The organism is Psychrobacter sp. P11G3, assembly GCF_001435845.1.
Lineage (GTDB): Bacteria > Pseudomonadota > Gammaproteobacteria > Pseudomonadales > Moraxellaceae > Psychrobacter.
The window spans coordinates 1,501,150-1,527,657 of sequence record NZ_CM003596.1 but is presented as its reverse complement, the minus strand read 5'-3'; the positions used below and the strand labels follow the sequence as shown (position 1 = coordinate 1,527,657).

The 26,508-nt window shown below is 43.3% G+C and carries 18 protein-coding genes; 11 read left to right on the top strand and 7 right to left on the bottom strand.

What is annotated here, in order from left to right:
* Window positions 1–75: 75 nt before the first annotated feature.
* From AK824_RS06240 to AK824_RS06225, 4 genes are all read left to right on the top strand, one after another.
* On the top strand, window positions 76–1,023 hold the full coding sequence (locus tag AK824_RS06240; RefSeq protein ID WP_057762455.1) for a LysR family transcriptional regulator: 948 nt from the start codon (window positions 76–78) through the stop codon (window positions 1,021–1,023).
* Window positions 1,024–1,180: 157 nt separating this feature from the next.
* Window positions 1,181–2,377: an amino acid aminotransferase gene (locus tag AK824_RS06235; protein WP_057759885.1), complete on the top strand. Its 1,197-nt coding sequence runs from the start codon at window positions 1,181–1,183 to the stop codon at window positions 2,375–2,377.
* A 308-nt stretch (window positions 2,378–2,685) separates the two neighbouring features.
* The gene (gene fahA / locus AK824_RS06230; protein ID WP_057759882.1) at window positions 2,686–3,984 is read left to right on the top strand and encodes a fumarylacetoacetase; all 1,299 of its coding nucleotides are present in this window, start codon (window positions 2,686–2,688) and stop codon (window positions 3,982–3,984) included.
* Between the two features lie 149 nt (window positions 3,985–4,133).
* A complete protein-coding gene (locus AK824_RS06225) occupies window positions 4,134–4,709 on the top strand; it encodes a VOC family protein (protein ID WP_057759880.1) in 576 nt (191 codons plus the stop codon).
* 50 nt (window positions 4,710–4,759) lie between these two features.
* Here AK824_RS06225 and AK824_RS06220 read toward each other — a convergent pair whose 3' ends face one another.
* Window positions 4,760–5,617 carry an IclR family transcriptional regulator gene (locus tag AK824_RS06220; protein ID WP_057759877.1) on the bottom strand — a complete coding sequence of 286 codons (858 nt, stop codon included), beginning with the start codon at window positions 5,615–5,617 and terminating at the stop codon, window positions 4,760–4,762.
* Window positions 5,618–5,779: 162 nt separating this feature from the next.
* On the opposite strand from AK824_RS06220, the gene maiA reads away from it, so the two are divergent.
* The 5 genes from maiA (at window position 5,780) to AK824_RS06195 (ending at window position 10,817) form a co-directional block, all read left to right on the top strand.
* Window positions 5,780–6,427 carry a maleylacetoacetate isomerase gene (gene maiA / locus AK824_RS06215; protein ID WP_197411838.1) on the top strand — a complete coding sequence of 216 codons (648 nt, stop codon included), beginning with the start codon at window positions 5,780–5,782 and terminating at the stop codon, window positions 6,425–6,427.
* Between the two features lie 160 nt (window positions 6,428–6,587).
* The gene (locus AK824_RS06210; RefSeq protein WP_057759871.1) at window positions 6,588–8,084 is read left to right on the top strand and encodes a DUF4331 domain-containing protein; all 1,497 of its coding nucleotides are present in this window, start codon (window positions 6,588–6,590) and stop codon (window positions 8,082–8,084) included.
* Between the two features lie 27 nt (window positions 8,085–8,111).
* Window positions 8,112–8,381: a hypothetical protein gene (locus AK824_RS06205; protein ID WP_057759868.1), complete on the top strand. Its 270-nt coding sequence runs from the start codon at window positions 8,112–8,114 to the stop codon at window positions 8,379–8,381.
* A gap of 76 nt (window positions 8,382–8,457) precedes the next feature.
* Window positions 8,458–9,687 carry a tetratricopeptide repeat protein gene (locus tag AK824_RS06200; protein WP_197411821.1) on the top strand — a complete coding sequence of 410 codons (1,230 nt, stop codon included), beginning with the start codon at window positions 8,458–8,460 and terminating at the stop codon, window positions 9,685–9,687.
* Window positions 9,684–10,817, top strand: coding sequence for a HupE/UreJ family protein (locus AK824_RS06195; RefSeq protein ID WP_057759864.1), 1,134 nt, complete (start codon window positions 9,684–9,686; stop codon window positions 10,815–10,817). Before AK824_RS06200 ends, AK824_RS06195 begins: the two co-directional genes overlap by 4 nt.
* 65 nt (window positions 10,818–10,882) lie before the next feature.
* On the opposite strand, the gene AK824_RS06190 is transcribed toward AK824_RS06195, so the two are convergent.
* Window positions 10,883–11,929 (bottom strand): energy transducer TonB, encoded by a 1,047-nt coding sequence (locus AK824_RS06190; RefSeq protein WP_057759862.1) that lies wholly within the window; start codon window positions 11,927–11,929, stop codon window positions 10,883–10,885.
* 358 nt (window positions 11,930–12,287) lie between these two features.
* On the opposite strand from AK824_RS06190, the gene AK824_RS06185 reads away from it, so the two are divergent.
* Window positions 12,288–13,466 (top strand): acyl-CoA dehydrogenase family protein, encoded by a 1,179-nt coding sequence (locus tag AK824_RS06185; protein WP_057759859.1) that lies wholly within the window; start codon window positions 12,288–12,290, stop codon window positions 13,464–13,466.
* A gap of 172 nt (window positions 13,467–13,638) precedes the next feature.
* Here AK824_RS06185 and AK824_RS06180 read toward each other — a convergent pair whose 3' ends face one another.
* The 3 genes from AK824_RS06180 to AK824_RS06170 form a co-directional block, all read right to left on the bottom strand.
* A complete protein-coding gene (locus tag AK824_RS06180; RefSeq protein WP_057759853.1) occupies window positions 13,639–20,748 on the bottom strand; it encodes a YadA-like family protein in 7,110 nt (2,369 codons plus the stop codon).
* A gap of 417 nt (window positions 20,749–21,165) precedes the next feature.
* Window positions 21,166–22,815 (bottom strand): sensor histidine kinase, encoded by a 1,650-nt coding sequence (locus AK824_RS06175; RefSeq protein WP_057759851.1) that lies wholly within the window; start codon window positions 22,813–22,815, stop codon window positions 21,166–21,168.
* Window positions 22,816–22,829: 14 nt separating this feature from the next.
* A complete protein-coding gene (locus AK824_RS06170) occupies window positions 22,830–23,516 on the bottom strand; it encodes a response regulator transcription factor (RefSeq protein WP_057759848.1) in 687 nt (228 codons plus the stop codon).
* A 365-nt stretch (window positions 23,517–23,881) separates the two neighbouring features.
* Between AK824_RS06170 and AK824_RS06165 the strand changes: the two genes are divergently transcribed.
* Complete coding sequence (locus AK824_RS06165; protein ID WP_227511214.1) at window positions 23,882–24,397, top strand: Spy/CpxP family protein refolding chaperone; 516 nt, start codon at window positions 23,882–23,884, stop codon at window positions 24,395–24,397.
* 108 nt (window positions 24,398–24,505) lie between these two features.
* On the opposite strand, the gene AK824_RS13425 is transcribed toward AK824_RS06165, so the two are convergent.
* Together AK824_RS13425 and AK824_RS06160 are read right to left on the bottom strand one after the other, a co-directional pair.
* Window positions 24,506–24,859, bottom strand: coding sequence for a hypothetical protein (locus AK824_RS13425; protein WP_082624586.1), 354 nt, complete (start codon window positions 24,857–24,859; stop codon window positions 24,506–24,508).
* Between the two features lie 48 nt (window positions 24,860–24,907).
* Complete coding sequence (locus AK824_RS06160) at window positions 24,908–26,500, bottom strand: hypothetical protein (RefSeq protein ID WP_057759843.1); 1,593 nt, start codon at window positions 26,498–26,500, stop codon at window positions 24,908–24,910.
* Between the last annotated feature and the right edge of the window lie 8 nt (window positions 26,501–26,508).

The following is a 26,508-nucleotide window of genomic DNA, read 5'->3' as shown; positions in this document are numbered from 1 at the left end:
GACGTTGTATTTATATTAGATTAGCTTTATTTATAAGACTAATTGTTTTTTATGATTTATTTATCAGGTTTACTTATGAATATCAGCATTCGCCAATTGACCGCCTTTATCAAAGTCGCTGACAACGGCAGTTTTACTCGTGCCAGCGAACAGATGTATTTGACTCAGTCTGCTGTTAGTGGATTAATTAAAGAGCTAGAGACTGGCCTCGGTATCGTGCTGTTTGATCGCACCACTCGCCAGTTGTCTCTGTCAGCAGTCGGACGGCACCTACTACCGCAAGCGCGGCGTATCTTGAATGAGATGCAGCTGTTTGAAAATGAAGCAAGTAGCTTGACCAGCTTGGCACAAGGTCAGGTGCGCTTGGCGGTATCACAGTTTGCGGCGTCTTCCCTACCTGCCGTCATCGCTCAATTTGCCAAAGAATACCCAAATATCGGCGTCTCACTATTGGACTGCTCAGCCGAGAATTTGCTTAAGCATATCCAAGATATTGAAGTCGATTTAGGCGTTGGTACCGAGCTTGGTTTTATAGAAACTGAAGATGACATTGGGGCTGATTTGTTGTATCAGCTACCTTTTTGCGTGGTTATGCCAGACAATCATGAGCTAGCACAAAGAGATGAAATTACTTGGCAAGATTTATTAGAGACGCCGCTGATTACCTTGCAAGGCCCGTTCCTTGAGCAAGTAACCGCAGAGCTCGACGACTCTATCTCCGCTCATGTTCAACAAGCCCGCTACAAGGTGAACTTTATGTCTACCGCGCTTGAGATGACACGTCAAGGTTTCGGCATTACCTTATGCCTACCCTACATGCCTGAAGTTATTGATTGGGTCAGCGCCAATGGTCTGCTGATGCGACCACTCACTCAACCAGTCAAAATGCGGCAATTCTTTATCTATCAGCGAGCCTCACGGGCGCTCTCTCCGGCGACCATTGCTTTTAAGCAGTTTTTGCAAACGTATTTTGCGACCCATTATAACGACCTACATCACTCTGACTCATCATCTAGCGAATGACGTATAGCATGTCAAATGCGCTTGATAGACGGATAAACAATCTATTTGGCTATTTATTTTATTAATTGCCACATATAACCCACTCTCGTGTTGAGTTCAGCCGCGATTTGCTCTATGATTTTCGGCTGCTCGATTTATATTTTTACAAGGAAATGGCATGTTTGAACGTATCGATTATTACGCTGGTGATCCAATTTTAGGTCTTATGGAAAAATACTCAGCAGATAGCAATCCTAACAAGGTCAATTTAGGTATTGGTATTTATTATGATGAGAATGGCGTATTGCCTGTACTCGACTGTGTAAAAACAGCCGAAGCGCGTATTGCTGATCCTATCGCACCGCGTCCATACTTACCAATGGCAGGTCTACCAGGCCACCGTAAAGGCTGTCAGGAATTACTGTTTGGTAAAGACGCCCAGATTTTAAAAGATGGCTTGGTCGCTACTATCGCTACAATCGGTGGTTCTGGCGCGTTGAAAGTTGGTGCTGAATTTATCCATGACTGGTTCCCACAAGCCAAATGCTATGTGAGCGATCCGACATGGGGCAACCATATCGCTATCTTTGAAGGCTCTGATGTAGAAGTGGGTAAATACCCGTACTACGACAAAGCCAACAGCAGCATCAAATTTGATGAAATGATTGCGTTTTTTGAAACATTAAACAAAAACGACGTCATTTTGCTACACCCATGCTGCCACAACCCAACTGGTATGGATTTGACCCAAGCGCAATGGGATACCGTACTCAACGTCGTGAAGGCGCGTGAGCTGATTCCATTCATGGACATCGCTTATCAAGGGTTTGGTGAAGACATGGACAGCGACGCTTACGCTATTCGTAAAGCGGTTGAGATGGGCTTGCCATTGTTTGTCAGCAACTCATTCTCTAAAAACTTGTCGCTATACGGCGAGCGCGTCGGCGGCCTATCAGTCGTCTGCCCAACCGTAGACGAAACCGATCGCGTATTCGGTCAGCTAAACGCAACCGTACGCCGTATCTACTCAAGCCCGCCGTCACATGGTGGACGTGTGGTCGATATCGTTATGAACGATGAAGCACTACATGAGCAGTGGGTTGGCGAAGTGTATGCCATGCGCGACCGTATCAAAGCGATGCGCCTAAAGTTAAAGTCAGTGTTAGAAGCTAAAATCCCTAACCGTAACTTTGACTACATCACCCGTCAAAACGGTATGTTTAGCTTTACTGGCTTGACGCCTGAGCAAGTCGAGCGTTTACAAACTGAGTTTGGTATCTATATGGTTTCTAACTCACGTATGTGTGTGGCTGGACTAAATACCAGCAACATCGACTATGTGGCCAATGCCATGGCAGACGTCTTAAAAGACTGATTAGACCACGTAAGCCATGTTACTCAATATGTAACTTGATAAAAAATAAACGCGGATAAGAAAGGCTGAGCGATTGCTCGGCCTTTTTTTGTGCTTAGCATTTAATCAAAATTATTTCGTCAAAACTATTTTATTAAAATCATCTAGTCAGAACCGTTTAGTCAAAACAACGACAACCACTTTTCAAAGCAGCCTTTTCACAAAAGACATTGCACAAAAAACTTGCAATCCATATATCAATAAATTACATTATACGTAAGTAATTAATTATAACGTAATTCATAATGTATATTAGCAAGGAGCAAATCATGTCAACGACTGACAGCACCCTCACCTCTTTTATCGATATCGCTGCTGACTCTGACTTTTCTATTCACAACCTTCCTTATGGCATCTTTAGCGAGACCAAAGACGCTGCTGGTGATAGCAAGCGCCGTGCAGGCGTTGCCATCGGTGAGCATGTACTGGATCTATCTGTACTCGAAGCCGAAGGATTATTAAGTTTGAACGGTGGTCCGTATTTTGACCAGTCCACTCTAAATGCTTTTATTGATTCTGGTCGAGACAATTGGACGCAAGCACGTACGACGATTCAGACACTGCTGTCTAGCGACAATGACATTTTACGTGACAATACAGACTTGCAAAAAAAGGCGCTATTTAAGCAAGCAGACGTCACCATGTATTTGCCAGTGCAAGTACCAGGCTTTACCGATTTCTATTCATCGAAAGAGCACGCGACCAACGTCGGCACCATGTTCCGCGATCCAAACAACGCCCTATTGCCTAACTGGACCGAAATGCCTGTGGGTTATAACGGACGTGCCAGCACCGTCATCGTTAGTGGAACTGATATCGTACGTCCATCAGGTCAGCTAAAGCCTAGCCCTGATGAGCGTCCTATTTTTTCTGCCTGTAAGCGCTTGGATTTTGAGCTAGAGACCGCATTTGTCGTTGGTAAAGGCAATCATATCGGTCAGCCAATCGCCGTAGATAATGCCGCTGATCATATTTTTGGCATGGTGTTGCTCAATGACTGGTCAGCACGAGATATCCAAAAATGGGAATACGTGCCTTTAGGTCCATTTAATGCTAAGACCTTTGCCTCCGAGGTTTCTCCTTGGATTGTCACCATGGATGCATTGGCACCGTTTAAAACAGCTTGTCCAACACAAGAACCCAAGCCACTCGCTTATTTAAATGAAAAATCGAGCGACAACAGCTTTGACATCAATCTATCGGTTGAATTACTACCTAAAAATGCGGAAACAGCGACCATCATTTGTGAGACCAACTTCAAATACATGTATTGGTCAATGGCACAGCAGCTTACCCACCACACCATCACTGGCTGCAAAGTTGAAGTCGGTGACATGATGGGTTCAGGCACGATTTCAGGGCCAACGCCTGACTCTTATGGCTCGATGCTAGAGATTGCTTGGAACGCTACCAAACCAGTCACGCTTGAAGGCGGTGAGACGCGCAGCTTTATCGAAGATGGTGACACAGTCATTATGAAAGGCTATAGCGAAAAAGACGGCATCCGTGTTGGCTTTGGTGAAGTACGCGGCAAAGTATTACCAGCACTGAGCTTTGATTTTGATTAATAGTATTTAAGAAATAACATAGACAGAGAAATAGCAAAATAGGCGTGAAAATTCTCATGCAGGCGGATAGGAAAACAAACGCATTCACCTACTCATAGTTATGTGAATAAAGCCAAATGAGTAACACGTCTTATCAAAAGGACATTGATATGAGCTTTCAAATTGAGAAAATTCATCATGTGGCTTACCGCTGCAAAGATGCCAAAGAAACCGTCGAATGGTATAAAAAAAATCTAAACATGGATTTCATTTTAGCATTCGCAGAAGACCATGTGCCTTCGACCAAAGCCTTTGACCCCTATATGCACGTCTTTTTGGACGCTGGTAATGGCAATGTCTTAGCGTTTTTTGAAGTACCCAATCAACCTGAGATGGGCTTTGATCCTAATACCCCAAGCTGGGTGCAGCATTTGGCGCTAAAGGTTAAGGACCGTGACGAGCTAATTGTTGCCAAAGAGCATTTAGAAAATGCAGGCATCGATGTCATTGGCGTGACCAATCACGGCATCTTTCACTCGATTTACTTCTTTGATCCCAATGGTCATCGCCTCGAGCTGACCTATGACGATCCGACCTCAGAAGATAAAGTATCGATGATTACAGATGCCATCAAGCAAGACATGTTAGATGAATGGTCTCGTACCAAGCGTGCTCCTGCACATACACAGTTTCTGCATAGTGATGAGTTGGCTGAAGCACGCGAAACTGCTCCTGTCGGCGAGTGACATGGAACGTCAGAGTATCTTTAGAAATAAGTTCTCTAAAGATATTTTAATTATGCAATTTGATAACGCTGTGCTATCGCTAGTATTTGCTTAACCACGTTATGTTGCTCACTCATCGGTAACTGCTCTGTGGTTCCAATGATAGTAATAGCATATTCTAGCGGTAAATCTTCACCAGCAGTTTTATCACTACTCGTGGATGGTTTAGTAGTACTATTGGCAAGCTGCGGCAATATAACGGGAATCGTAATGGCGTTGATCCCCATGAGCATATCGCCCGTCACTGTTGCATAGCCTTGCGTACGAATTTTGGCCTGTAGCTGGGTAAAGTGCTGCCACTTCTCGGCCATATTTGCGGCGGTATTACTCGTATGCCATTCAGCTGTGACCAATGGCTGAATGACGGTATCAGGTTGATAACTGGCAAATAACTGCCCTGTGGCCGATGTCGTCAGAGGCATACGTGAGCCGATGCGAGTAATGATACTAATCGGACTGTCTGGCTCAACGGACTGAATAATAATAGGGCCTTCGCTAAACCATTTGGCAATTTGTACACCACAGTTTAAGGTGTCTTTGATTTCATTAGCCACTTGCGTGAGACGTACCAAAAGATTGTTCTGGTTGAGTCCAGTATGTCCTAGTGATGCCAATGCATTGACTCTATCACCAAGCCCATAGCGACCATCATTGAGCTTACGCGCGTAGTTTTTGCGGATGAGGCTGACCAAGTAACGATGGGATTTTGCTGGATGCATTTGCATGGCTTCAGCGATATCTTTTAGCATCATAGGCTCATTGCGGTCGATCAGCACATCGAGTATCGACAGCCCAATCTCAAGCGACTGAACCCCACTTTGGTTTTTACTGCTGATAGAACTGTCTACAAGGGTTTTGTCTGCTGGCATGATTTGCTCGATTCTGGTGTGCTTGGTTATTTTTTGATGATGGTTTGCTTGTTAGTAGTTTGTTCAATAAGGGTTTACCCGATCAAATATCACTGAAATACAGCCCCTACTTCATAATATTTATCTTTATAAAAACACATCAATATAAGGACATAAATCATGATGACACTTTATGGCTACTTTCGTAGTAGCACGTCTTACCGTACTCGTATCGCTATGAACCTAAAAGGCTTAGATTACGATGATATCACGATCAATCTGGCACAGGATGAACAGTTAGAATCTGCCTTCAAAGCAATTAATCCACAAGGATTGGTGCCTGTCCTACAGACTGACGATTTATTATTATATCAAAGTCCAGCTATCTTGGAGTGGTTAGAAGAGGTCTACCCTGAGCACGCACTATTACCTAACGATGCTGCTGGGCGCATGCAGGTACGCGCGTTGAGCGCCATGATTGGTTGCGACATCCACCCAATTAATAATCGTCGCATCCTACAGTACCTGCGTAATGAGCTGTCAGTCGACGAGGAAAATGTGGTTGCATGGTGCAATCGCTGGATCAGTGAAGGTTTTGCTGCTTTAGAGACACGTTTGGCAGCGGATAACAATCGCGGACAGTTCTGCTATGGGGACAGTCCTACTCTCGCAGATTGTTATTTGATTCCGCAAGTCTCTTCTGCTCGCCGCTTCAAAGTAGATTTGAGCGCTTACCCCAATATCGTCGCCATTGATACTCATTGCCGTACACTAAAAGCGTTCGCAGATGCCGATCCTATGATGCAGCCTGATTCGCCGAAAAGTTTATAATTATCAACACATTAAAACGGATAAAAGCGTAGACACAATACAGCAAACAAGTGTATAGTTAAAACCGACTTAATAAAGACATTTTTTAGTTAATTGATATTTACAAACGATGTCGAGTCTTGGCCGTCCCATCATTTAAAGTTTCTTTACAAGGATCCGTATGAAACATACCACAAAGGCTCTAATAGCAGCGATAACATTGTGCATGAGTGCAAGTGCTGTTGCGTCAAGTCACCGTGAAGCCCCTTCTATTACCAAAACCCCAAAAGTCGATGCTTCTGACTTTTATATGTTCAATAGTTACGAAAATAACCGGGCAGATTACGTTACGATTATTGCTAACTACTTACCGCTGCAAGACGCTTATGGTGGACCCAATTATTTTGCTTTAGATCCAGATGCGCTCTATGAGATTCATGTTGATAATAACGGTGATGCTGTTGAAGATATTACTTTTCAATTTGATTTCACTCAAGAGCTAAACAGCATTGAAATTGACTCAGATGGTGATCCATCAACGCCAAACGTTGCCATTCCTTTGTCTAACGCTGGTGATGCGTCTAACTCTGCTAATGTACAAACGAGTGAGAGCTATAACGTAACAATGGTCAAAGGCGACCGCCGCAGTGGTTCACGTACTCCACTAGGTAATTTTGATAAGCCATTTGACTATATTGGTACCAAATCTTTTGCAGATTACCCTACTTACGCGCGCAGCTTTATTAAACCTTTGAACTTAGGTAGCTGTGGTCAGGGTAGAGTTTTTGTCGGTCAACGTGCTGAAGGTTTTGCTATTGATCTAGGTAAAGTGTTTGACTTGGTTAACCTAAATCCGCTAGGTGCCCGTGATGCTGGTACTAACGTATTAGCAGGGAAAAATGTTACCTCGATTGCAATGGAAGTACCGAAAGCTTGCCTCGTCAATAGTACAAGTAAAGATCCTGTTATCGGTGCTTGGACAACGGCCAGCGTGCGTCAAGCGACCTTGGTCAATGGCAATCCTGCTTCAGGCATCAGCACAACTGCCAAAAAAGGCGGTGCATGGACTCAGGTTTCAAGACTGGGTATGCCACTGGTTAACGAAGTGGTCATCGGTCTTAAAGACAAGGACAAATTTAATGCCTCAGAGCCAAAAGACGACGTCGCAAAATTCGCACCTTATGTCTTTTATCCTACGCTCCCAGCATTGATTGAAACTTTGTATCCAAGCGCACCTGCACCGACAAACTTCCCGCGTCAAGATTTGGTAACCGCATTTTTGACAGGGGTTCCTACTGTCAACAAACCTGCCAACCCAAATATGGTGCCGTCAGATATGCTGCGCCTAAATACCAACATAGCAGCAGTCGCAGCTGCCAATCAAAACGACTTGGGTGTGATTAGCATCATTGACGCTCAGAACGATGGTCGCCCAAGCACTGCTAACGATATAGCAGGTTTTCCGAATGGTAGACGACCAGGTGATGATGTCACTGATATTGCTTTGAGAGTATCAATGGGCGCTTTATGTCATGCTGGCCTACCAGCTGATGCAACTTGTGTTCCTGAAGATGCAAAAGCTGGCAAAGCGCTTCTTACTGATGGTGCGCTTAAACCAGCTACCGAGTTTGACTCAGTATTTCCTTATCTAACCACCCCTACACCAGGTAGCCGATAAGCTGAATATAACCCAAGGAGAAATACTATGCGCTATATAATATTAGCCGTATTGATCACTGGATCAGCTGCGCTTTCTGGTTGTTTCAATGATAATGATAGCTCATCCGATTTAGCTAAGAGTGATGTTGCAGTAGACCAAGCCAAAGCTGAACTAGCTGTTGACAGAACTTCTGATGTAATTGATGCCAGTAATAATTTAGATACCGATGAGCCTCAAGATATCGATCGAATTATACTGCCTGAGGCCAATTTGGCAGAGCCCGTTGTGGTGACAGACGCCAACGCCTCGCTTTAATGTGATGTGAGATAAATCCAGCACCTAATCAGCTTCCTGATTGGGTGTTTATTTATGTTCTGAGCCGAGAAATTTTATGCATTGGATTCAATTTTATATCAAATCACTCTTGCTATTACTCATTAGCATACAACTTATTCATGCTACCCCTTTTGTACCAAACGATGATCAACAAGTCCTTGCGGTACTACCCGAAGATTCTTCGCCGCCTCGCTATACAAGCTCAGCTGACTTTTCCTCTGATATGAATGAAAACTCTTTGGCGCAGACCAGCGAATTATTAGAGCGCGCCTATCTACAGGGAGATCCACGTGCATTAGGACAGGCGCGCGCACAGTTAGATTTAACCAAAGATCAAAGTACAGAAACTTTGATGTTGCAAGCAAGGGCGCTTCAATCAGATCATAAGTTTGACGAAGCAAAAGAGGTACTGAGACAGATATTAAGCCGAGAGGCTGATCATCCAGATGCTTTATTGACTCTGTCATCTCTACTGGTTGTTCAAGGTCAGTTTGCGGAAGCCATGAGTTATTGCAAAAAACTTAATGATCCTGCATTACGTGTTTATGCATTGGCCTGTGAAGCGCAAGTACAAAGTATGACGGGGAAGCTTGAAGCAACAAAACAGACCCTTAATGGACTTGCGGCTCTAGCACCTGGCCTAGATGCATCAACTGCACGCTGGATCTACCTGATCCAAGCAGATGCAGCATTACGCAGTGAAGACACTGCTCTATCCACTCAAGTTTTTGATGTGATGGATAATCAGACGGTGCCTGCACTTATGGCCCGAACAGACTGGCTACTAAGTATTGGTGAGTATCAGCGAGTACGCACACTTCTCCAGACACACACTGATAAAGACGCTCTACTCCTACGCCTTATCACTGCTCAAATCAAGTTGGATGATCCTCAAGCACAGAAAAACTTGGCCTTAATGAAAGAGCGTATTAATGTATGGCAAATACGTCAAGAAAATGCTCATATGCGAGAACAGGCAACTTATGCTCTGTTATCTAAGCAAGTAGACTTGGCGCTTCAATTGGCTAAAGACAACTGGCAGCAGCAACGCGAAACAGCTGATATTGTTTTATATGCAACAGCAGCTATCGAAGCTGGCAGCCAAGAAGATATCAAGCTGATACGTCAATTTATGACAGAAACAAAGTTTGAATATTCAGCGCTTGAACAGGCATTACGCTTGGGTAAAATCAATGGTTGTCTGCATTGCAGCGCTGATCATACACAAAACTTAACCACCCAAACATCAGGTGCGCAAATGATGAATAAGGACACCCCTTTATGAGCGCATCAAAAAAAAGCCTTTGGCATCAAACCTATCGTTACGTAATGCTGCTCTCTCTGCTACTGACAGCCACTTTCGTACAGGCGCACGAATCTAGTACAGCATACCTAAACCTGTCTACCAATGAAGAGCGTGCCGTAAGCGCTGAATATGAGATCTCACTTCGCGATCTAGCATTACTGATAGAGATAGATCCAAATAAAGACAGCCAAGTTAATTGGGCCGAAGTAAAATCACAAACAGCTCTAATAGAGCAACTAATAACATCCAAGATAAGGTTAGAAGGTGATGCACAACAGTGTCAAATAACCGAGTTCTCACCATTGGCTATTAACACGCGCGGCGGCTTCAACTATTTGTATACAAGTTTTGAGCTAAAATGCGAGCAACCCGTCGATAGTCTTGATTACCAAATATTGACAGGTATCGATGCCAATCATCGATTAATTCTAACGCAGGCTAGTGACGATACGCCATTGCAAGTACTGACTGTAGGGCAGCACTCTATAGGCTCAGAGGCGAACAGTGGATGGATGTCTACAGTAGCTAATTTTCTTAAAAGTGGTATACATCATCTATTGATTGGTTGGGATCACTTGCTGTTTTTGTTTGTGTTACTCATTCCTGCTGTATACATGCGTAAAGAGAAAACATTATTAGCCGTTCCTAAACCAAAAGCTGCCTTACTCGAAGTGTTTTGGATTGCGACGTCATTCACACTTGCTCATTCTATTACGTTGACGCTAGCAGCCCTACAAATTATCAGTATACCTGCCCGTTTTATCGAGTCTGTTATTGCGCTATCTATCGCCTTTGCCGCGCTCAATAACTTGGTACCGATGCTGAGAGTAAGAGCAATCTATCTGGCATTTGTTTTTGGGCTGATTCATGGCTTCGGTTTTGCCAATGTGTTAGTAGACTTGCCGCTTGCCACAAGTGAGCGTGTTTTGGCGTTACTGAGTTTCAATATCGGTATTGAGTTAGGGCAGCTAGTGTTTATCATTGCGGTATTCCCTATCGCATTACTGCTACGTCATACCCAGTTTTATAAATGGATAATATTTTATATAGGTTCTTTGATCAGCATTTTGATAGCACTGTGGTGGTTTTTTGAACGAGCCATTCAATAAAATGACGCCTAACGATACAATGCAAAATATTGAAAAATATAAATGAGTATTTTTAAATCATTCACTCAAGGCCTCTCATAGACCAGTGACATAGGGACGATGGCATCGACAACGTTGCCATCGTTTTTTAATGGATTCAATTGTCCTGCCCTAACTTGAGTGGTCGCTATCGCATCAATAATTGGGCTGCCTGATGACTCCAATAATTGCACCTCAGTAATTACACCTTCTTTGTTGACGTGCAACTCAAGCATAACGATAAAGACATCTCCTAGGCTCATATTGACACTGCGCCATACAAGTGATGGAACACTTGTCGTAGGTTCCCCTCCATCCTGCCAACTGCCATAATCCGCTTTAAACACTGTTTCTACAGTATTGTCCATTTCATTATCTAGCTCAGCTTGGTCGCCATTTTGCTTTTCTGCTTGATCAGCAGCTAACGCAAGCATCTTTTCAATTGCCTCACTAGCCGCTTGTGCTTGCCAGCGATCCTTTTCAACCTGTTCTTTGCTAGCCTGTTTTTTGGCTTGGCGCTTCTGTATGGCCTGTTCACGATTGAACTGAGCTGTCACTGCTCGAATCATAGCAGATAGATCGTCTTCGTTTTCATTACTATTATCAGATGAACGAGCAACTTTTCTTGACTCTGCTATTGTCAGATTTTGGACTGATGACGCAGCGTTGATAGTAGGTTTAGTATTTGTAGATATTTTAGGTAGTGTTTTATTTTCTGCTGGGACGGATGCTTTCTCTTTTGGATTTACTGGATTTACTGGATTTACTGGATTTACTGGATTTACTGGATTTGATACTACTGAAGGTTCCATTACTGGTGCAATTTCGATTTCCTCTATCGGCTTTACTAACGTCTTATCAGGTATTAAGGCTTTGGAAGGTAAAGGTTGTGACCGAGAATCTTTGCTAAGCGTTTTTTCAGATGACGATGGCAGTGTGATCAGCTCTAGCTGAATAGCTTTTGGTGTAATTTTTGTCTCAAGCGGTTTTGGGCTATCCACAGATATCATCGCCCACACAGTGATACCGTGCAATATGATGACAGCAACGGTCACCCAAGTAGTAATAAGACGAGTAAAGAGGTTTGGTATCATTATACCTCTTAGAATACTCATTAAAAACAACCCTGTATATGAGTTTATCTAATTAATATTTATGCACTGTACATATAATCTATACAGTCGCTGACACCTTAACGTAATTACTTAAAACGTAATTACTCAAATTGTAGTGCTAGAGGGTCTACTAACTGCCAAGATTATTGTCAACATTTTAATAAACACACCATTTATTCAATTTTTACAATATAATTTTTAATATATTCATATTAACGGTTGTATGGTGGTCAGCTGTTGGTTATTCTTTATATAAGCATTTGTCATCGCTCAAACTTGTACTTTATCAGCTGTAGAAAAAAGTACTGTCTTATTCATCACAATAAGGTTGAACAATATGAATGATCTATCCTCAGCAGAGATAACCACCCTACCATCGGATGCAGCAAACAAGATTTATGCATCAGCAATCATGTTCAGAGATGAAACAGAAAGCGCTAGAAAAATTGCACCCGTGGTGGTCAATAAACTTTCAGAATTTGCATTATTTAGAATGGGGCTGCCTAAATCGTTAGGAGGATGGGCAGGAAACCCAATAGAAACGCTAAAAACTTATGAGACCTTGGCCAGTGCTGAGGCCTCCGTTGCTTGGATCGTTTGGAACAACCATTTGGCCTGTACATTCGGTCGATTTTTGGACGAATCTAGCATGAAAGAAGTATACAGCGACCCCTCTCATATTTATGCCAATTCCGCACGTCCTGAAGGCGTGGCCCAAACAGTAGATAATGGCTATATGGTATCAGGACAATGGACACTCGTCTCTGGATGCCAATTGGCTGATTGGTTTGTGCTCCGTTGCCTCGTTATCTCCGAAGGCTCTCCTACAACCCTTGGCCCAGGTGCAAACTTAAAGCTATTTTTTATTCCCAAGAAAGATGTAAAAATCATTGATACATGGGATGTGGGCGGTTTAAATGGCACAGGTAGCCACGATATAGTCGTCAAAGACGCTTTTGTCAAAGAGGCTTATGCAGTTGACTTTGATAGTCCTGTGGCTATCGATACTGCCTACAGTCGTCTGCCTATCGGTTGTATCAATGCTGCTGGCTGTGCGGCGATGGCGCTAGGCGTATTAAAAGCCGCCATGGACGACTTGGTTGATATGTGTCTTGAAAGGGTAACACCTGGTAAGAGTCCAGATCTACGCGACCGTGCAACGGTACAAGCTATCATTGCTAAGAGTAAAACAATACTAGCATCAAAACGCGCCCAACTGCATCATAGTGTCGAGGTACTATGGGAAGAATCTCAGCGAAAAAACACCTTTACTGATATACAGCTTGCAGATGTATGGGCAGCGTCTTGTGAAGCCGCAAGAGAAGCTCGTGATATGGTATCTGAAATTTACGCAGTCGCAGGCACGGCTTCCTTATATAAAAAACATAAGATAGAACGAGCACATAGAGACATTCATGCGATTTTGCAGCATGGCATTATTCAGCCTCATTGGATGAATCAAGCAGGTATGGCCTATGTTGGACTGACACCGAATGGTGCAATGTTTAGAATATAACAGCGTCTTAATTATAAGAAATAAGCACTTGTAAGACACAACTTACAAGCGCTTATTTTGATTTATCGATAGCTTTATTACCTTAATTGTTTATCTTTAAGCCGTAAAAAAGCAAGACATCCAATGTCTTGCTTTTTTATAGTCTTCCGATAACTACAGCTGAAAGGCTTTGTTAGTCAAAATGGAAGCCTGCACCCACTGCACCGCCTACGTTGCCTTGAGTATCTGCTGTACCATTTACCTTGATGACCCAGCGACCGTCATTAGATAACTTAGAGAAACCAATTGCTACAGCACTTTCTCCATTATAGGTACCGACACCGCCACCAATCAATGACTTACCTGCGATATAGGCCTGAGGCATTGCCGACATTGCCATTGCAGCTGAAATACCTGCGTTTGCATCGTCTTCTACTTCGTCGATTTTGTAGCCAAGATCGCTCATATTGTTATTGAGTCGACTATCAAGCGCGCTAAGCTGACTATAATTGACGGCGTCTGTCGCTTCGACCCCATCGGCGACACCAGTCATACGTTGGTTACCAGCATATAGACCTTGAGACGTCATACTTGGCCCATCTTGCATACTGATGCCCTCACTATTGATAACCGTTGTCCCAACTGTGACACTATCAACGCTGATATTACCGTTTAGATCAAACTTAATACTACTGCCATCTGCTGTGGTGGTGATGTTATTGCCACCAGTGAAGCTTAGGACACTATCATCGCCAATTGGTCTATTGATATTGGCACCACTGTCTGCGCCAAAATTGAGTCCAGCATCTAGCTTATCCGTATTGGTTTTGATATTCGTGGTATTGGTCGTGATATTGCTGGTATTCGTAGCAATATTTGTCGTATTGGTCGCGATATTGGTTGTATTAGTGGTAATACTCTCTGTGTTAATTTGCACATTTTCACTAATTTCAATCGTGCCTTGTCTGATAGAGGCAATCGCACCATCGATATTGCTTTCACCCGTTCCACCAATGTCACTGTTGGTAAAAGTACCATCTTCGGCATTGTAAACAGTGTCACCACCGATAATACTGCTGATACCAGTGCCTTGGGCATAAAGCTGACTACCGTTTATGGCGTCCTGACTTGTCGCCGAAACTTCCCCATTTTGAACGTTGGTAATTTTGGTATTAGCGGCATCAATACCACTTTTCGTAACACTTGGACCACCTACAATGGTCAGTCCATTGTCATTCATAACCGTACTACCAGTAGTTACGCTATTCAAAGTAATATCTGGGTTCAGATCAAAGCTAATATCATTAGCATTGGTAGGTATGGCTGCAGCTTGTAGTGATGGACTACTATCGAAAGCAGCCACATCACTCACTGATTTCCTAGATACCTTGATATTACCATCTTTACTGCTGAGGTCGACAGCATCTCCTTGTTTTACCATCGTAGCGATATCACCTTGAGCGGTGATGCCCCAACCTTGATCCAGGGCAATGGCGACATCTTTTAACTGCCCAACATTGACAGCATCCGTATTTAGCACACCTTCCCCAACGTTGCGAATGGTGTTGCCGCCATTGTCTAGACCACGGCTACTCAATGAGACCTGCGAAACCATTCTATTCACGCCATTTCCAACGAAGGTAAAGCCTGCATCACTCATGATGCTGTTACCTATCTGTATACTGCCATCATCTCCAAGGTCTAACTGATTATTCAGTTTCACTTGGACGCCAGTCGCAGAAGCGACAGTAGTCAGATTATTATCTCCTGTGACATTGATGGTATTGCCTAGCGAAAATTGCTGATCATTGGCACTATTGCCGTCACCAATCTTGATGCCTTTAGCAATTTCATCATTAGTCATAGTAAGCTGTGCAAAGTTTACGGCATCGGTTGGGGCAATTCCCTTATCAACTTTGATAATTCTATTATTACCATTATCAAGACCTTCTTTGCTTAACGTAATGGTCTGATTAGGACCATCAGTGATAGTGACGCCTGCATTGTTAAGCACCGTGCTTTCCATTCTCACGCTACCGTTTTTACCAAGCATGACATCTTCAGCCAATCTAACATTTAGATTGCCATCTTCATCAGCGATCACACCGATATTGTTTTCAGTTACGTTGGTAGCACCTCCTTGGAGTGTCAACGTTTGACCTAACTTGCGATTGACGACAACATTTGTATCATCTCCTGTAAAGTTCAGTCCTAGGTCCACTGTATTGTTGGTTGCATTTAATTGTCTAACATTGACAGCATCAGTATCTGCATCACCATCATCTACATTGATGATTCTATTACCGCCATTATCAAGACCTTCACCATTCACACTAACTGTACTATTAGCGAAACTGGCACTAGTAAAAGTGACATCCTCTGCTGTCGCGACTTTAATGCCACCATCCTCGGCACTAAGAACAATGTTATCTCCCGTTAGGAAGTTAGCCGTATTATCAGTTTGGTTAAGCGTTTTAACGTCAACGCCATCTATTTGAGCAACAATGGTCTGCATGGCACTGTCCGCTTTTACCAAGCTGGCTTTGCTATCGGCACTTAAATCAACAGCGTAATCGGTCGTGTTAGTTGTATCACCTTTTTCACCTACGGTAACTGTGACAGCTGCAGATCCTGCTGAAGCAGTAACGCCATCTGCATTAATAGTATAGACATCTTGTCCTGTGTCACTGTCGATTGAGAAATCAACACTAGAAACATTGGTTCCCTTTAAGACTTTGGTTCTGGCAGCGGCAGACGAGCTACTTAGTTGACTGACATTGACAGCATCATTTGGGTCTTCACCGTTATCAACATTGATAATCTTTTTGTTACCAGCATCGATACCACCAGACCTTGTTACGCTTGGACCACCAATAATTGTTAAACCATCCATGGTTAGAACAGTACTAGGAATACCTAGTGGACCATTCACCAATACTCCTAAGCCATTAACTGATGTACTAGCCAGTGCATTACCGGTTCTAACACCTAAACCATCTACAGTTGTACTAAAGTATGAGTTACCTGTTGTTAGACCAGAGCGATCAAGTGTCGTGGTATCACCAAAACCGAACGGAGAGCTTGAACCCATTTCTACACTACCGTTATTACCTAGGTCTAAGTTATTGTTGAGTTCGAACGAGACATCATTACTAGTAGTGTCTTTAGAAACAGTGATATTGCTGTTTTTACTGTTGAAGTCAACTGAATCTCCAGGTCCTACCGTACTTGCGGTAGCACTATCACCTTGTGCGCTGATATCCCAGCCTCTATTGGCTGTTTCTGTCACGACGTTTAGCTGCCTGACGTTGACAGCATCCATAGGTGCATCACCATCATCTACATTGACGATTCTGTTGCCGCCATTATCCAGACCTTCACTATTCACACGAACTGTACTATCAGCAAAGCTAGCACTAGTAAAAGTGACATCTTCTGCTGTAGCAACTTTAATGCCACCATCCTCGGCACTAAGAACAATGTTATCTCCCGTTAGGAAATTAGCCGTATTATCCGTTTTATTGAGCGTTTTAACATCAACACCGTCTATTTGAGCAATAATGGTCTGCATGGCACTGTCTGCTTTAACTAGACTGGCTTTGCTATCAGCACTTAAATCAACAGCGTAATCAGTGGTGTTAGTTGTATCATCTTTTTCACCTGCGGTAACTGTAACAGCGGCAGATCCTGCTGAAGCAGTAACGCCATCAGCATTAACAGTATAGACATCTTGACCGTTACCACCTGTAGACTTCACAACACCCGCAATATTAGTACCTGCGGCGACCTCTGTTTTAGCGGCAGCGGAGGCACTATTGAGCTGACTGACATTGACAGCATCATTTGGGTCTTCACCGTTATCAACATTGACAACCTTTCTATTACCAGCGTTGATACCACCAGACCTTGTTACGCTTGGACCATTCAGAATGGTTAGACCATCACTGGTCAACGTGGCATTAGATGGGTTAAAAGGGTTTATACCTGTTACGGTCACACCAGCGCCACTAACTGTAGTTACACCGCCCATCGCTAGACCACCTGTGATCATGCCCAAGCGATTAACTTGAGTGCCACCGAAGATATTACCTGTACTGACACTGCCGTTATTACCTAGGTCTAAGTTATTATTGAGTTCAAATGAGACATCATTACTGGTTGCTTCTTTAGAAACAGTGATATTGCTATTTTTACTGTTGAAGTCAACTGAGTCGCCAGGTTCTACAGTGCTTGCAGTGGTAGCATCACCTTGTGCACTAATATCCCAACCTCTATTAGCAGTTTCTGTCACGACGTTGAGCTGTCTAACATTGACAGCATCAGTATCTGCATCACCATCATCTACATTGATGATTCTGTTGCCACCATTATCAAGACCTTCACCACTCACACGAACTGTACTATCAGTAAAGCTAGCACTAGTGAAAGTGACATCCTCTTTTGTAGCGACTTTAATGCCACCATTCTCAGCAGTGAGAACAATGTTATCTCCCGTTAGGAAATTAGCCGTATTATCCGTTTGATTGAGTGTTTTAACATCAACGCCATCTATTTGAGCAACAATGGTCTGCATGGCACTGTCTGCTTTAACCAGACTGGCTTTGCTATCAGCACTTAAATCAACAGCGTAATCAGTGGTGTTAGTTGTATCATCTTTTTCACCTGCGGTAACTGTAACAGCGGCAGATCCTGCTGAAGCAGTAACACCATCTGCATTGACGGTATAGACATCTTGACCGTTACCACCTGTAGACTTCACAACACCCGCAATATTAGTACCTGCGGCGACCTCTGTTTTAGCAGCGGCAGATGAGCTATTTAGCTGACTAACGTTGACAGCGTCTTTATCTAAGACACCCGCTTTAACGTTTGTGATCTTTTTATTGCCAGCATTGATACCACCAGATCTGGTCATGCTTGGACCATTCAGAATGGTTAGACCATCACTGGTCAACGTGGCATTAGATGGGTTAAAAGGGTTTATACCTGTTACGGTCACACCAGCGCCACTAACTGTAGTTACACCGCCCATCGCTAGACCACCTGTGATCATGCCCAAGCGATTAACTTGAGTGCCACCGAAGATATTACCTGTACTGACACTGCCGTTATTACCTAGGTCTAAGTTATTATTGAGTTCAAATGAGACATCATTACTGGTTGCTTCTTTAGAAACAGTGATATTGCTATTTTTACTGTTGAAGTCAACTGAGTCACCAGGTCCTACAGTGCTTGCAGTGGTAGCATCACCTTGTGCACTAATATCCCAGCCTCTATTAGCAATGTCTGTAACAGCTTTTAGCTGAGATACGTTCACTGCATCAGTGTCTGCTGAACCACCTGCAACGTTAACGATACGACGTTCGCTTCCAACAGCTCCTATCGAGACTGTGCCATTATTTACATCAGCAGCGACGTTGGTTAAGAAAGATGCGCCACTTTGTACCGCCCCAATAGAGTTTTGACCTAAAGCCACGCTGTTTAGAGCATTTGCACTAGCACCTTTACCGAGTGCCACACCGCCTTGCGCTTTAGCTTGTGCATCAAGACCAATTGCAATGGTGTCTTGAGCCATGGCTTTTGCTTGATAGCCTATCGCAACCGCACGACTTGCGTTTCCGTTTGTGGCTCTTTGACCTATCGCCACTGAATTAACACCCGCTTTGGCCTCCTGACCACCAGCAAAGCCGTTGAACGAAGATCGCGCACCTTCACCGATAACGGTTGCATTTGCGTTTGCAAATGCGCTCTCTCCAACAGCGGTTGCATTATTACCTTTTGCATTGGCATTCGAGCCAACGGCAAGAGCGTCAGTACCTGTTACTGACGTGGTGTATGGCTGTGCACTGCTAGAACGAATAGGAAAATCAATGCCAGCAACGATAGTATCTAACGCTTTTAATTGAGATACGTTTACTGCGTCACTGTCTTGAGTACCTGCTGCGACATTTACAATTTGGCGAGTACCATTAGTAGAGCTACCAACAGAAACTGCACCAAGGCCTGTACTATTAGTTGCTGTAATAGCTGTTTTGTCTATGACACTAGCACTTGATGGAGCAAAGCCAACCGCACCACCTGCAACGTTAGCTACAGATTGTGATCCTAGCGCCACGCCATCTTGAGCATTAGACTGAGCGCCAGCACCCAGTGCCAAGGCCCCTTTTTCAGTAGCAGAGGCAGCCACACCGAACGCTGATGACGCGGTTGCAGCAGCATTCGCATGCGTACCTGTTGCAGTTGCAAGATGACCCGCCGTACGAGCTTTGACACCAATTGCTATGGAAGCTGCCCCGCCCGATTCAGTATTTCCTGTATATGGGTCGCTTGCATCCAGTAGATCTCGACCCGCATATTCATTAAAAACCGTATTGACTGTGCCACTGTTTAGATCAGTGCTAGTGATACTACCGTCGATATTGTATATCGATGCTAAGTTTAGGTCATCGCCACCGATGGCAATAGAAGAGCCGCCTCTTGAAACGACATTGGCACCAATAGCAATAGATTGTTCACCACTTGCCAGCGTCTGTTGTCCAAATTCAGAGCTACCAATAGCGATGGTTTGGCTGCCAGTTGCCTTTGCGTTGCCACCCATGGCAATAGCGTTATAACCTGTTGCGCCATCGTTGTTGGCATTACCAATAGCTTCAGAATCAACACTATAATATTTGGTTTTATTGTCTTTAACTATATTAACTAGCCTATATAGCTGTGAGCCATTAACTGCATCTTTACTCCCTGCCATCACAGCACCATTGGATACATTGGTGATTTTGTTATTACCATTGTTTAGGCCACTATTGCTCAAAGTGACACTATTGGCTGGATTTATGGCTGTAATCTTAATGCCTGAATTGTCAACTAAAGTATCACCCGTTTTGAGACTACCATCAGTCCCTAAATCGACATTTTCATCGAGCTTTATCGTTAGCGACTTATCATGTCTATTGGCAGTCACGCTAATATTTTTGGTATTGGGATCGCCAGTGACCGTTTCTCCACCCTGCACCGTTAGTGTTTGGTGAAGGAATGAATTGGTATGTATTTTAGGCGTTGGGTCGTCACCAACAAAGTAGGTACCCAATGCATTCACCTGCATGCCAAAGCCAGCAGCTAGTAGCCCAAGCGCTATAGTGCTCAGACGTAACGTATGGATAACGGACAGGTTAGACGTTGTATTTATGGTAGCGTTAGAGCTAACGCTAGATTTGGAAGATTTGCCACGTCCCTTCGCGTATTCACCAACGGCGGTAAAACAACTTAAGGCTTCATTCCAGATGACTTTATAAATGCGGTTCATGATGCGTACTCCCTTACAGACTTGTCAGATTTAAAAAATCAGAGATAAGATCTATGTCAGAGAGACGATGTGACAAAATAAAACGGGTTATAAGCTTATAATAACGAGACCTTGTTCAAATAATAGTTGTAGTAGTCTTTAAGGAATAAGACGTTCTGTTTTGTATAATCTTTATCACTCTCTGTATATATTAGTATTACCGAATATATACAGAGAGACAATGCCGTTCATCCGTATTTTGATACCGTTCGTCGTTTATATTCATATAAACGAATATAATTACTTTTAATTTTTGTCTATTTATAATAAATTACGTCGGTTTTAGAAAGAGTCAGCTTTTATCTATGACTAAATATGGTCTTATACACATTACAAATACACGATAAGCGCATATTGGTTACATAAATCGTTTCTATATTATTTATTTTTTTGTCTGCTAGGTAGCACTATTTGAACCACTAACCCTTGGATACCGTCTTGACGGTTATGAGCATTGATATATCCTTTATGCGCCATAACTACAGCATGAACAATAGCCAATCCAAGACCATAGCCGCCAGTATCACGATGCCGAGCAGTATCGAGCCGCACAAAGGGATGAAAAATACGTTCTAAGTCTTTTTCTGCGACACCGCCACCTTCGTCTGTTATATTAATTTGAACAGCTGGTGCCTTATTGTCCATTTGTATTGCCTTTACTTCAGCAATCACTGTCGAACCCGCTGCCGTGTGCATAAAAGCATTGCGAATGACATTTTCAAGTGCACTATACAACTGCTCTGCATTACCTTGAACTGTCCAAAATCCTTCCAAACTATCTAACGCTGAGAATACAGGCGGTTGCCATTGCCAATGTACGTCCTTATGTTGAAACTCAAAGCAGACATCCTCTCCGATATTACTAATAATGTCAGATATGTCGACTGCCTCACTTTCCAAATTATCGACGGTATATTGCTGCATTTGCAGAGATTGAATATGAATGATTTGCTCAATTAGCTCATTCATTCGTGTAGATTCTTTATCGATACGGTCTAGATAACGATTGGCATTGGGCGCAAAGTCTCGAGTCAGCTCAGTCGCTACATCCAGACGAGCAAGTGGCGAACGCAGCTCATGTGAGATATCACTGAGCATTTGCTTGCGTGCCAACTCACTATCGACGAGTCTGGTCGAGAGATGGGCAACGTCTTTGGCAAGTAGCCCCAACTCATCATCGCCCATCTTGGACAGTTCTGGGTTGGCTTGATAATTACCATCAATCATACGGTGTACGGTATTTTGTACACGACCAATTCGCTGGGTTAGCGTACGACTGAGCCATATGCAAACCAATATGCTAAAGATAACAATCAATAGCAAACGTATTGGAAAATTGCCGTGCTGTATCTCTACTACGTCTGAAAAACGCAAGTGCGGACGCAACTGTATGATGATTGACTGACCATCAGGTAGTTCAACAGACATATCAGCCAGTTCAGGACGAGTATCGATATCAGCTACTGCGGCACTACTTGCCGTTCTTGGCTTTAGGAATTTTTGCCAAAAAGATGGCTCATCTTTTGGTATCTCATTGTCGTGCTCACGCGGTCTATTATCAGCATTGCGACCTTCTACACCATGAACGTTATTCTCTACTCTAGGTGGTCTAGGCGATACTGGTCGCACCGGTTGTATTGCACGATCCATTAGCTGCCGACCACTTTGCAGTTGTCCTTGCGCGCGATCGTCTTTGTCACGGTAACGCGGGAATATAATAGCGCCTTGCTCATCATAGACTCTGATTTGATTCATCAACTGGCGATCTTGACGATACATCTGCCTGACAGACTCTACATCACCAGCCCGTAGTGACGCGACCATCTCTTCACGCTTTATCAATAGGCTATCGATTTGTATGTCCATACGAGAGGTCAGCTCTTTTTCAGCTAGCCAGCGTTCTACCACGATGGACAGTACAGAGGTAATTAAAATCGTTAGTAATAGGCTCAGGAACAAACGCCAAAACAAGGTGATGCGCACCTTAAACTTAGGTGCTTTTTTGAGGGTCTGCTCAGAAGCTCTCATCGATATGTCCGTCATTACAGCACCAGTTGATAACCTTTTCCACGCACCGCTTTTATTGGTTCATCGTGAAAAGGTTGAAGTTTTTTGCGTAAGCGAGATACGTGCACATCGAGGCTACGGTCAAATGGCTGCAATTCACGCTGCAAGACATTTTCTGACAGCCATGCTTTACTGACCACCTCCCCTTTTTGCTTGAGTAGAGCCACGAGCAGATCAAACTCTGTACCAGTGACTTGTAGCGTCACCCCATCTATCTGACAGGCACGTTGGTTTTGATCGAGATGCAAACGACTCTCTGGCAACGGAGTATGCTCTGATGCGGTCGTATTGGTACGTTTAATCACTGCATTGATACGCGCTAGCAGCTCTCTAGGGTTACAAGGTTTAGTGATATAATCATCAGCACCAAGCTCTAGACCAATAATACGATCAATCTCTTCCCCTTTTGCTGTCAGCATAATGACTGGGATATCGATAATATTTGGTAATTGGCGCAGGACACTCAGACCATCTAGTTTCGGCATCATAATATCGAGCACGAGTAAATCATAGACCGTATCTTCGTGTGCTACTGCCTTGAGTCTTTGTATAACTGCTGCACCATCATGGACGCAGTCACAGCGAATGCCGTGATTGTCCAAGTACTCTTGCAATAACTGAGTCAACTCTTCGTCGTCATCGCCTATTAGGATGTTTGGCATGCTTCTCTCCTTTAATTTTTATTTATCTCTATTTACTCAATCTATAGTAATCATGGCGCGATAAGTCCGCATACAAGTGTTATTTTGATATGGTTAGCAAGATTGTCGCCGTGGCATTTTTATTGTCGGTAGACTGTAGTTAACCATATTATCAGGCAAGCACTTGCCAATTCACCAGAAACGTTACCTTTCTTAATACTTCATAAATGTTCGTAACCTTTAACTGTCGTAATATACTCCTATCAACAGCAAGTATTGCATTTCTAAGATGGCTAACCATAGCGAGCGATAACGTTCAACAGATGGTACTTGCGAGATAAAAATTTAGTACTTATGAAATCAAACTCAATGTAATCAAGGATATTATGATGAAAAAATTACTATTAGGCTCAGTATTAGCAGCGTCTAGCATATTTACAGTGACCGCTTGCACTAGCGTTAACGCAACCACTGATACAACGCCAACTGCGCAAATGCAAAAGAACCACAAAGATGGCGCGATGAGAGGCCCAATGTCGAAACTGGACCTAACAGCGACACAGCAAGCGCAAATTAAAGCCATCATGCAAAACAAACGTGGCGATCGCACTGCTGACCGTGCAGAACATCAAGCAGAACGCGCGCAAATGGATCAGCAAATACAAGCACTGACCAATGCCAGCACTTTGAATACTGCTGCCTTAAACCGTCTGGCTGATCAACGAGCAGCAAAAGAAAAGCAACGCTTTATCGAACGTGTACAAACCCAACATGCCATCGCTCAAGTGTTGACTGCTGAGCAACGTGCAAAAATGGAACAGATGAATTCAGAGAAACAAGAAAAAGGTCGCAAGCATTCAAAAGACCGTAAAGGCCATGACAAACAGCATCAAGGTATGTAATAAGCCACTCCGGAAAAGTGTTATTGTACCCAGCTGTATACGTATAAAATGAAAAAGCGCGCCGTTAATAGGTGCGCTTTTTTATTTATTTTTTATCGTCTATATATTTTAGTTGCATCCATATTGATTGCAGGAATAGTTAAAGCTATTACCATTACTATCACTACCATTATGATAAGTATAAGAACCAATCTGTTGAGAAGATTTATTCCAAGAACCACCATCAGCACTGGTACCGTTAGTATATGAAGTATTACCAATTCTATTGGTACTTTGGTTCCAGCTACTTCCTGTACTACTATTATAGCCAGAGGTATATGTAGTATTCCCTATTCTATTATTTGTGTACGTATTTCCACTAGCATCAGAACATGTGGAGAACGATGAGTTGCCAATACATCCCGCTTGAGCAGAACTAAAAGTGATGACAGCAGAAAATATACCTACTAAATATTGTTTCATACCTATCCTATTCGAATGTGGAAAAATCATTTTTACGAAACTCGCTATTTACTCAACCGAACCAAAACGCTCTCTGACCATCGGCAACATGTTAAAGACCATTTTACCTACTGCCGTGCCATTACCATCTTGGTAGTATTGCAGCAGCTCTGGAGCATACTTTCGTAAATCAATGCTATTGCTAGCGTTCGGCGACTGCACATTACTTGGTAGGTTAGGGAACGCCAAGTCCTTAGTGCTAACAGCGGAATGCTGCTGCAACACATCTATCCTCATGCCTTTGTTGTTATTCGCTTCGCTAGTGTTATCTAACTGACGGCGTAAGTGCTCCCATTTGAGTTGACCACGTTTATCAAACCCGTATAGTTCCTGTACTTCTGTATTGGCAATGGTCTCACCCGTCGTTGCTTCCTCATTCATTTGATCTTTTATCATAGCCAGTATTTTTTGCACAACAGACTTACTGGTGAATGCCTTTGGATTTTGAATCGACTCAAACGCTGTCATCGGTTCGGGTTCTTGTACCAGCTCTGGGTATTTTTCACTGATCCGATCGTAGAAAATCTGCATATATTTCTGTTGCGATGCTTGATAATCCCCAAAGCGTTGTACGCGGCGAATGATTTGATCGCTTGGTAGCATAGCCGATAACTGGTGCGCGGGCAGCTTTGGAGACAGGGAAGCAAGTGAGTTAGGGGCAACATAATTAAACTGGCTGACAGGCGCCGCGTCATAAGTCGCATCTAACGCTGCAAAGTGGCTTTTGATTACTTCACTACCAAACCCTTTAGGCAATGTACCATCATCAATGGCTATTTTTAACCACTTGTTTTGCCATTTTGTACCGAGTTTATCGTCTAACAATTCTGAGTTTAGAATCGCAAAGTTATCTGCCCATAGGTAAATATCACCGTTTTTAAAATCCATATAAATAGGCTGGTTGATGCTGCTGTGATGATTACGTGCTTGATATTGCGCGCTGGCGAGCATCGTAGCCTTGCCTGCCATCGGTTGATAGATCCCTTGAGAATCGATAGAAAGCGGCTTTAGTAGGTACTCATCTAATAACTGTGCTTTCTTCCTATCTAACGGTCTTTGTTTATCCTCATAATTATCAAATAGCGCTTGATAATCTGGTGCTACTTTTACATCGCTATCGTATTGATGGTCATTCCATGCATGATAGGCAGCTACGCACTCAAAATACGACTGCCTTATGCTGTCACGCTTAGTAACGTAATCCACCGCTAAGACATCTTTGTTTTGCTGTTCTGCTTGCAGGATTAGAGCCGCGTACGCTTGGTCATGTGCCTCTTCGCAATGTTCATCTACATAGTCTGATGCCGCCATTTTCTCCGTACCAGTATTAGTATCAGCATCTATAAATTGTTTGTTATTGCCAATTTCAAGATTGCTATGATAGCTAAATGACTGACGACGCTGTTTTTGTAGTGCTGTTTCTAGTGTTTTTTTAGCAACGCTAGGTGCTTGTTTTACAGCCGCCGTGCTGGACTGGCCCAAATTGGTAGACTGGCAACCTGTTAACAACAGTGCCCCTGTCAAAAATGCGCTGGTGATTAACAGATTATTTTTAGTCTTAAATGGCAGACGTTGTGCAATGGTGTGATGTACTGTTTTCATTTTTTATC

Coding starts and splice junctions, on each gene's coding strand:
- AK824_RS06240 (WP_057762455.1), top strand. CDS start 76: ATGAATATCAGCATTCGCCAATTGACCGCCTTTATCAAAGTCGCTGAC.
- AK824_RS06235 (WP_057759885.1), top strand. CDS start 1,181: ATGTTTGAACGTATCGATTATTACGCTGGTGATCCAATTTTAGGTCTT.
- fahA (WP_057759882.1), top strand. CDS start 2,686: ATGTCAACGACTGACAGCACCCTCACCTCTTTTATCGATATCGCTGCT.
- AK824_RS06225 (WP_057759880.1), top strand. CDS start 4,134: ATGAGCTTTCAAATTGAGAAAATTCATCATGTGGCTTACCGCTGCAAA.
- AK824_RS06220 (WP_057759877.1), bottom strand. CDS start 5,617: ATGCCAGCAGACAAAACCCTTGTAGACAGTTCTATCAGCAGTAAAAAC.
- maiA (WP_197411838.1), top strand. CDS start 5,780: ATGACACTTTATGGCTACTTTCGTAGTAGCACGTCTTACCGTACTCGT.
- AK824_RS06210 (WP_057759871.1), top strand. CDS start 6,588: ATGAAACATACCACAAAGGCTCTAATAGCAGCGATAACATTGTGCATG.
- AK824_RS06205 (WP_057759868.1), top strand. CDS start 8,112: ATGCGCTATATAATATTAGCCGTATTGATCACTGGATCAGCTGCGCTT.
- AK824_RS06200 (WP_197411821.1), top strand. CDS start 8,458: ATGCATTGGATTCAATTTTATATCAAATCACTCTTGCTATTACTCATT.
- AK824_RS06195 (WP_057759864.1), top strand. CDS start 9,684: ATGAGCGCATCAAAAAAAAGCCTTTGGCATCAAACCTATCGTTACGTA.
- AK824_RS06190 (WP_057759862.1), bottom strand. CDS start 11,929: ATGATACCAAACCTCTTTACTCGTCTTATTACTACTTGGGTGACCGTT.
- AK824_RS06185 (WP_057759859.1), top strand. CDS start 12,288: ATGAATGATCTATCCTCAGCAGAGATAACCACCCTACCATCGGATGCA.
- AK824_RS06180 (WP_057759853.1), bottom strand. CDS start 20,748: ATGAACCGCATTTATAAAGTCATCTGGAATGAAGCCTTAAGTTGTTTT.
- AK824_RS06175 (WP_057759851.1), bottom strand. CDS start 22,815: ATGAGAGCTTCTGAGCAGACCCTCAAAAAAGCACCTAAGTTTAAGGTG.
- AK824_RS06170 (WP_057759848.1), bottom strand. CDS start 23,516: ATGCCAAACATCCTAATAGGCGATGACGACGAAGAGTTGACTCAGTTA.
- AK824_RS06165 (WP_227511214.1), top strand. CDS start 23,882: ATGATGAAAAAATTACTATTAGGCTCAGTATTAGCAGCGTCTAGCATA.
- AK824_RS13425 (WP_082624586.1), bottom strand. CDS start 24,859: ATGAAACAATATTTAGTAGGTATATTTTCTGCTGTCATCACTTTTAGT.
- AK824_RS06160 (WP_057759843.1), bottom strand. CDS start 26,500: ATGAAAACAGTACATCACACCATTGCACAACGTCTGCCATTTAAGACT.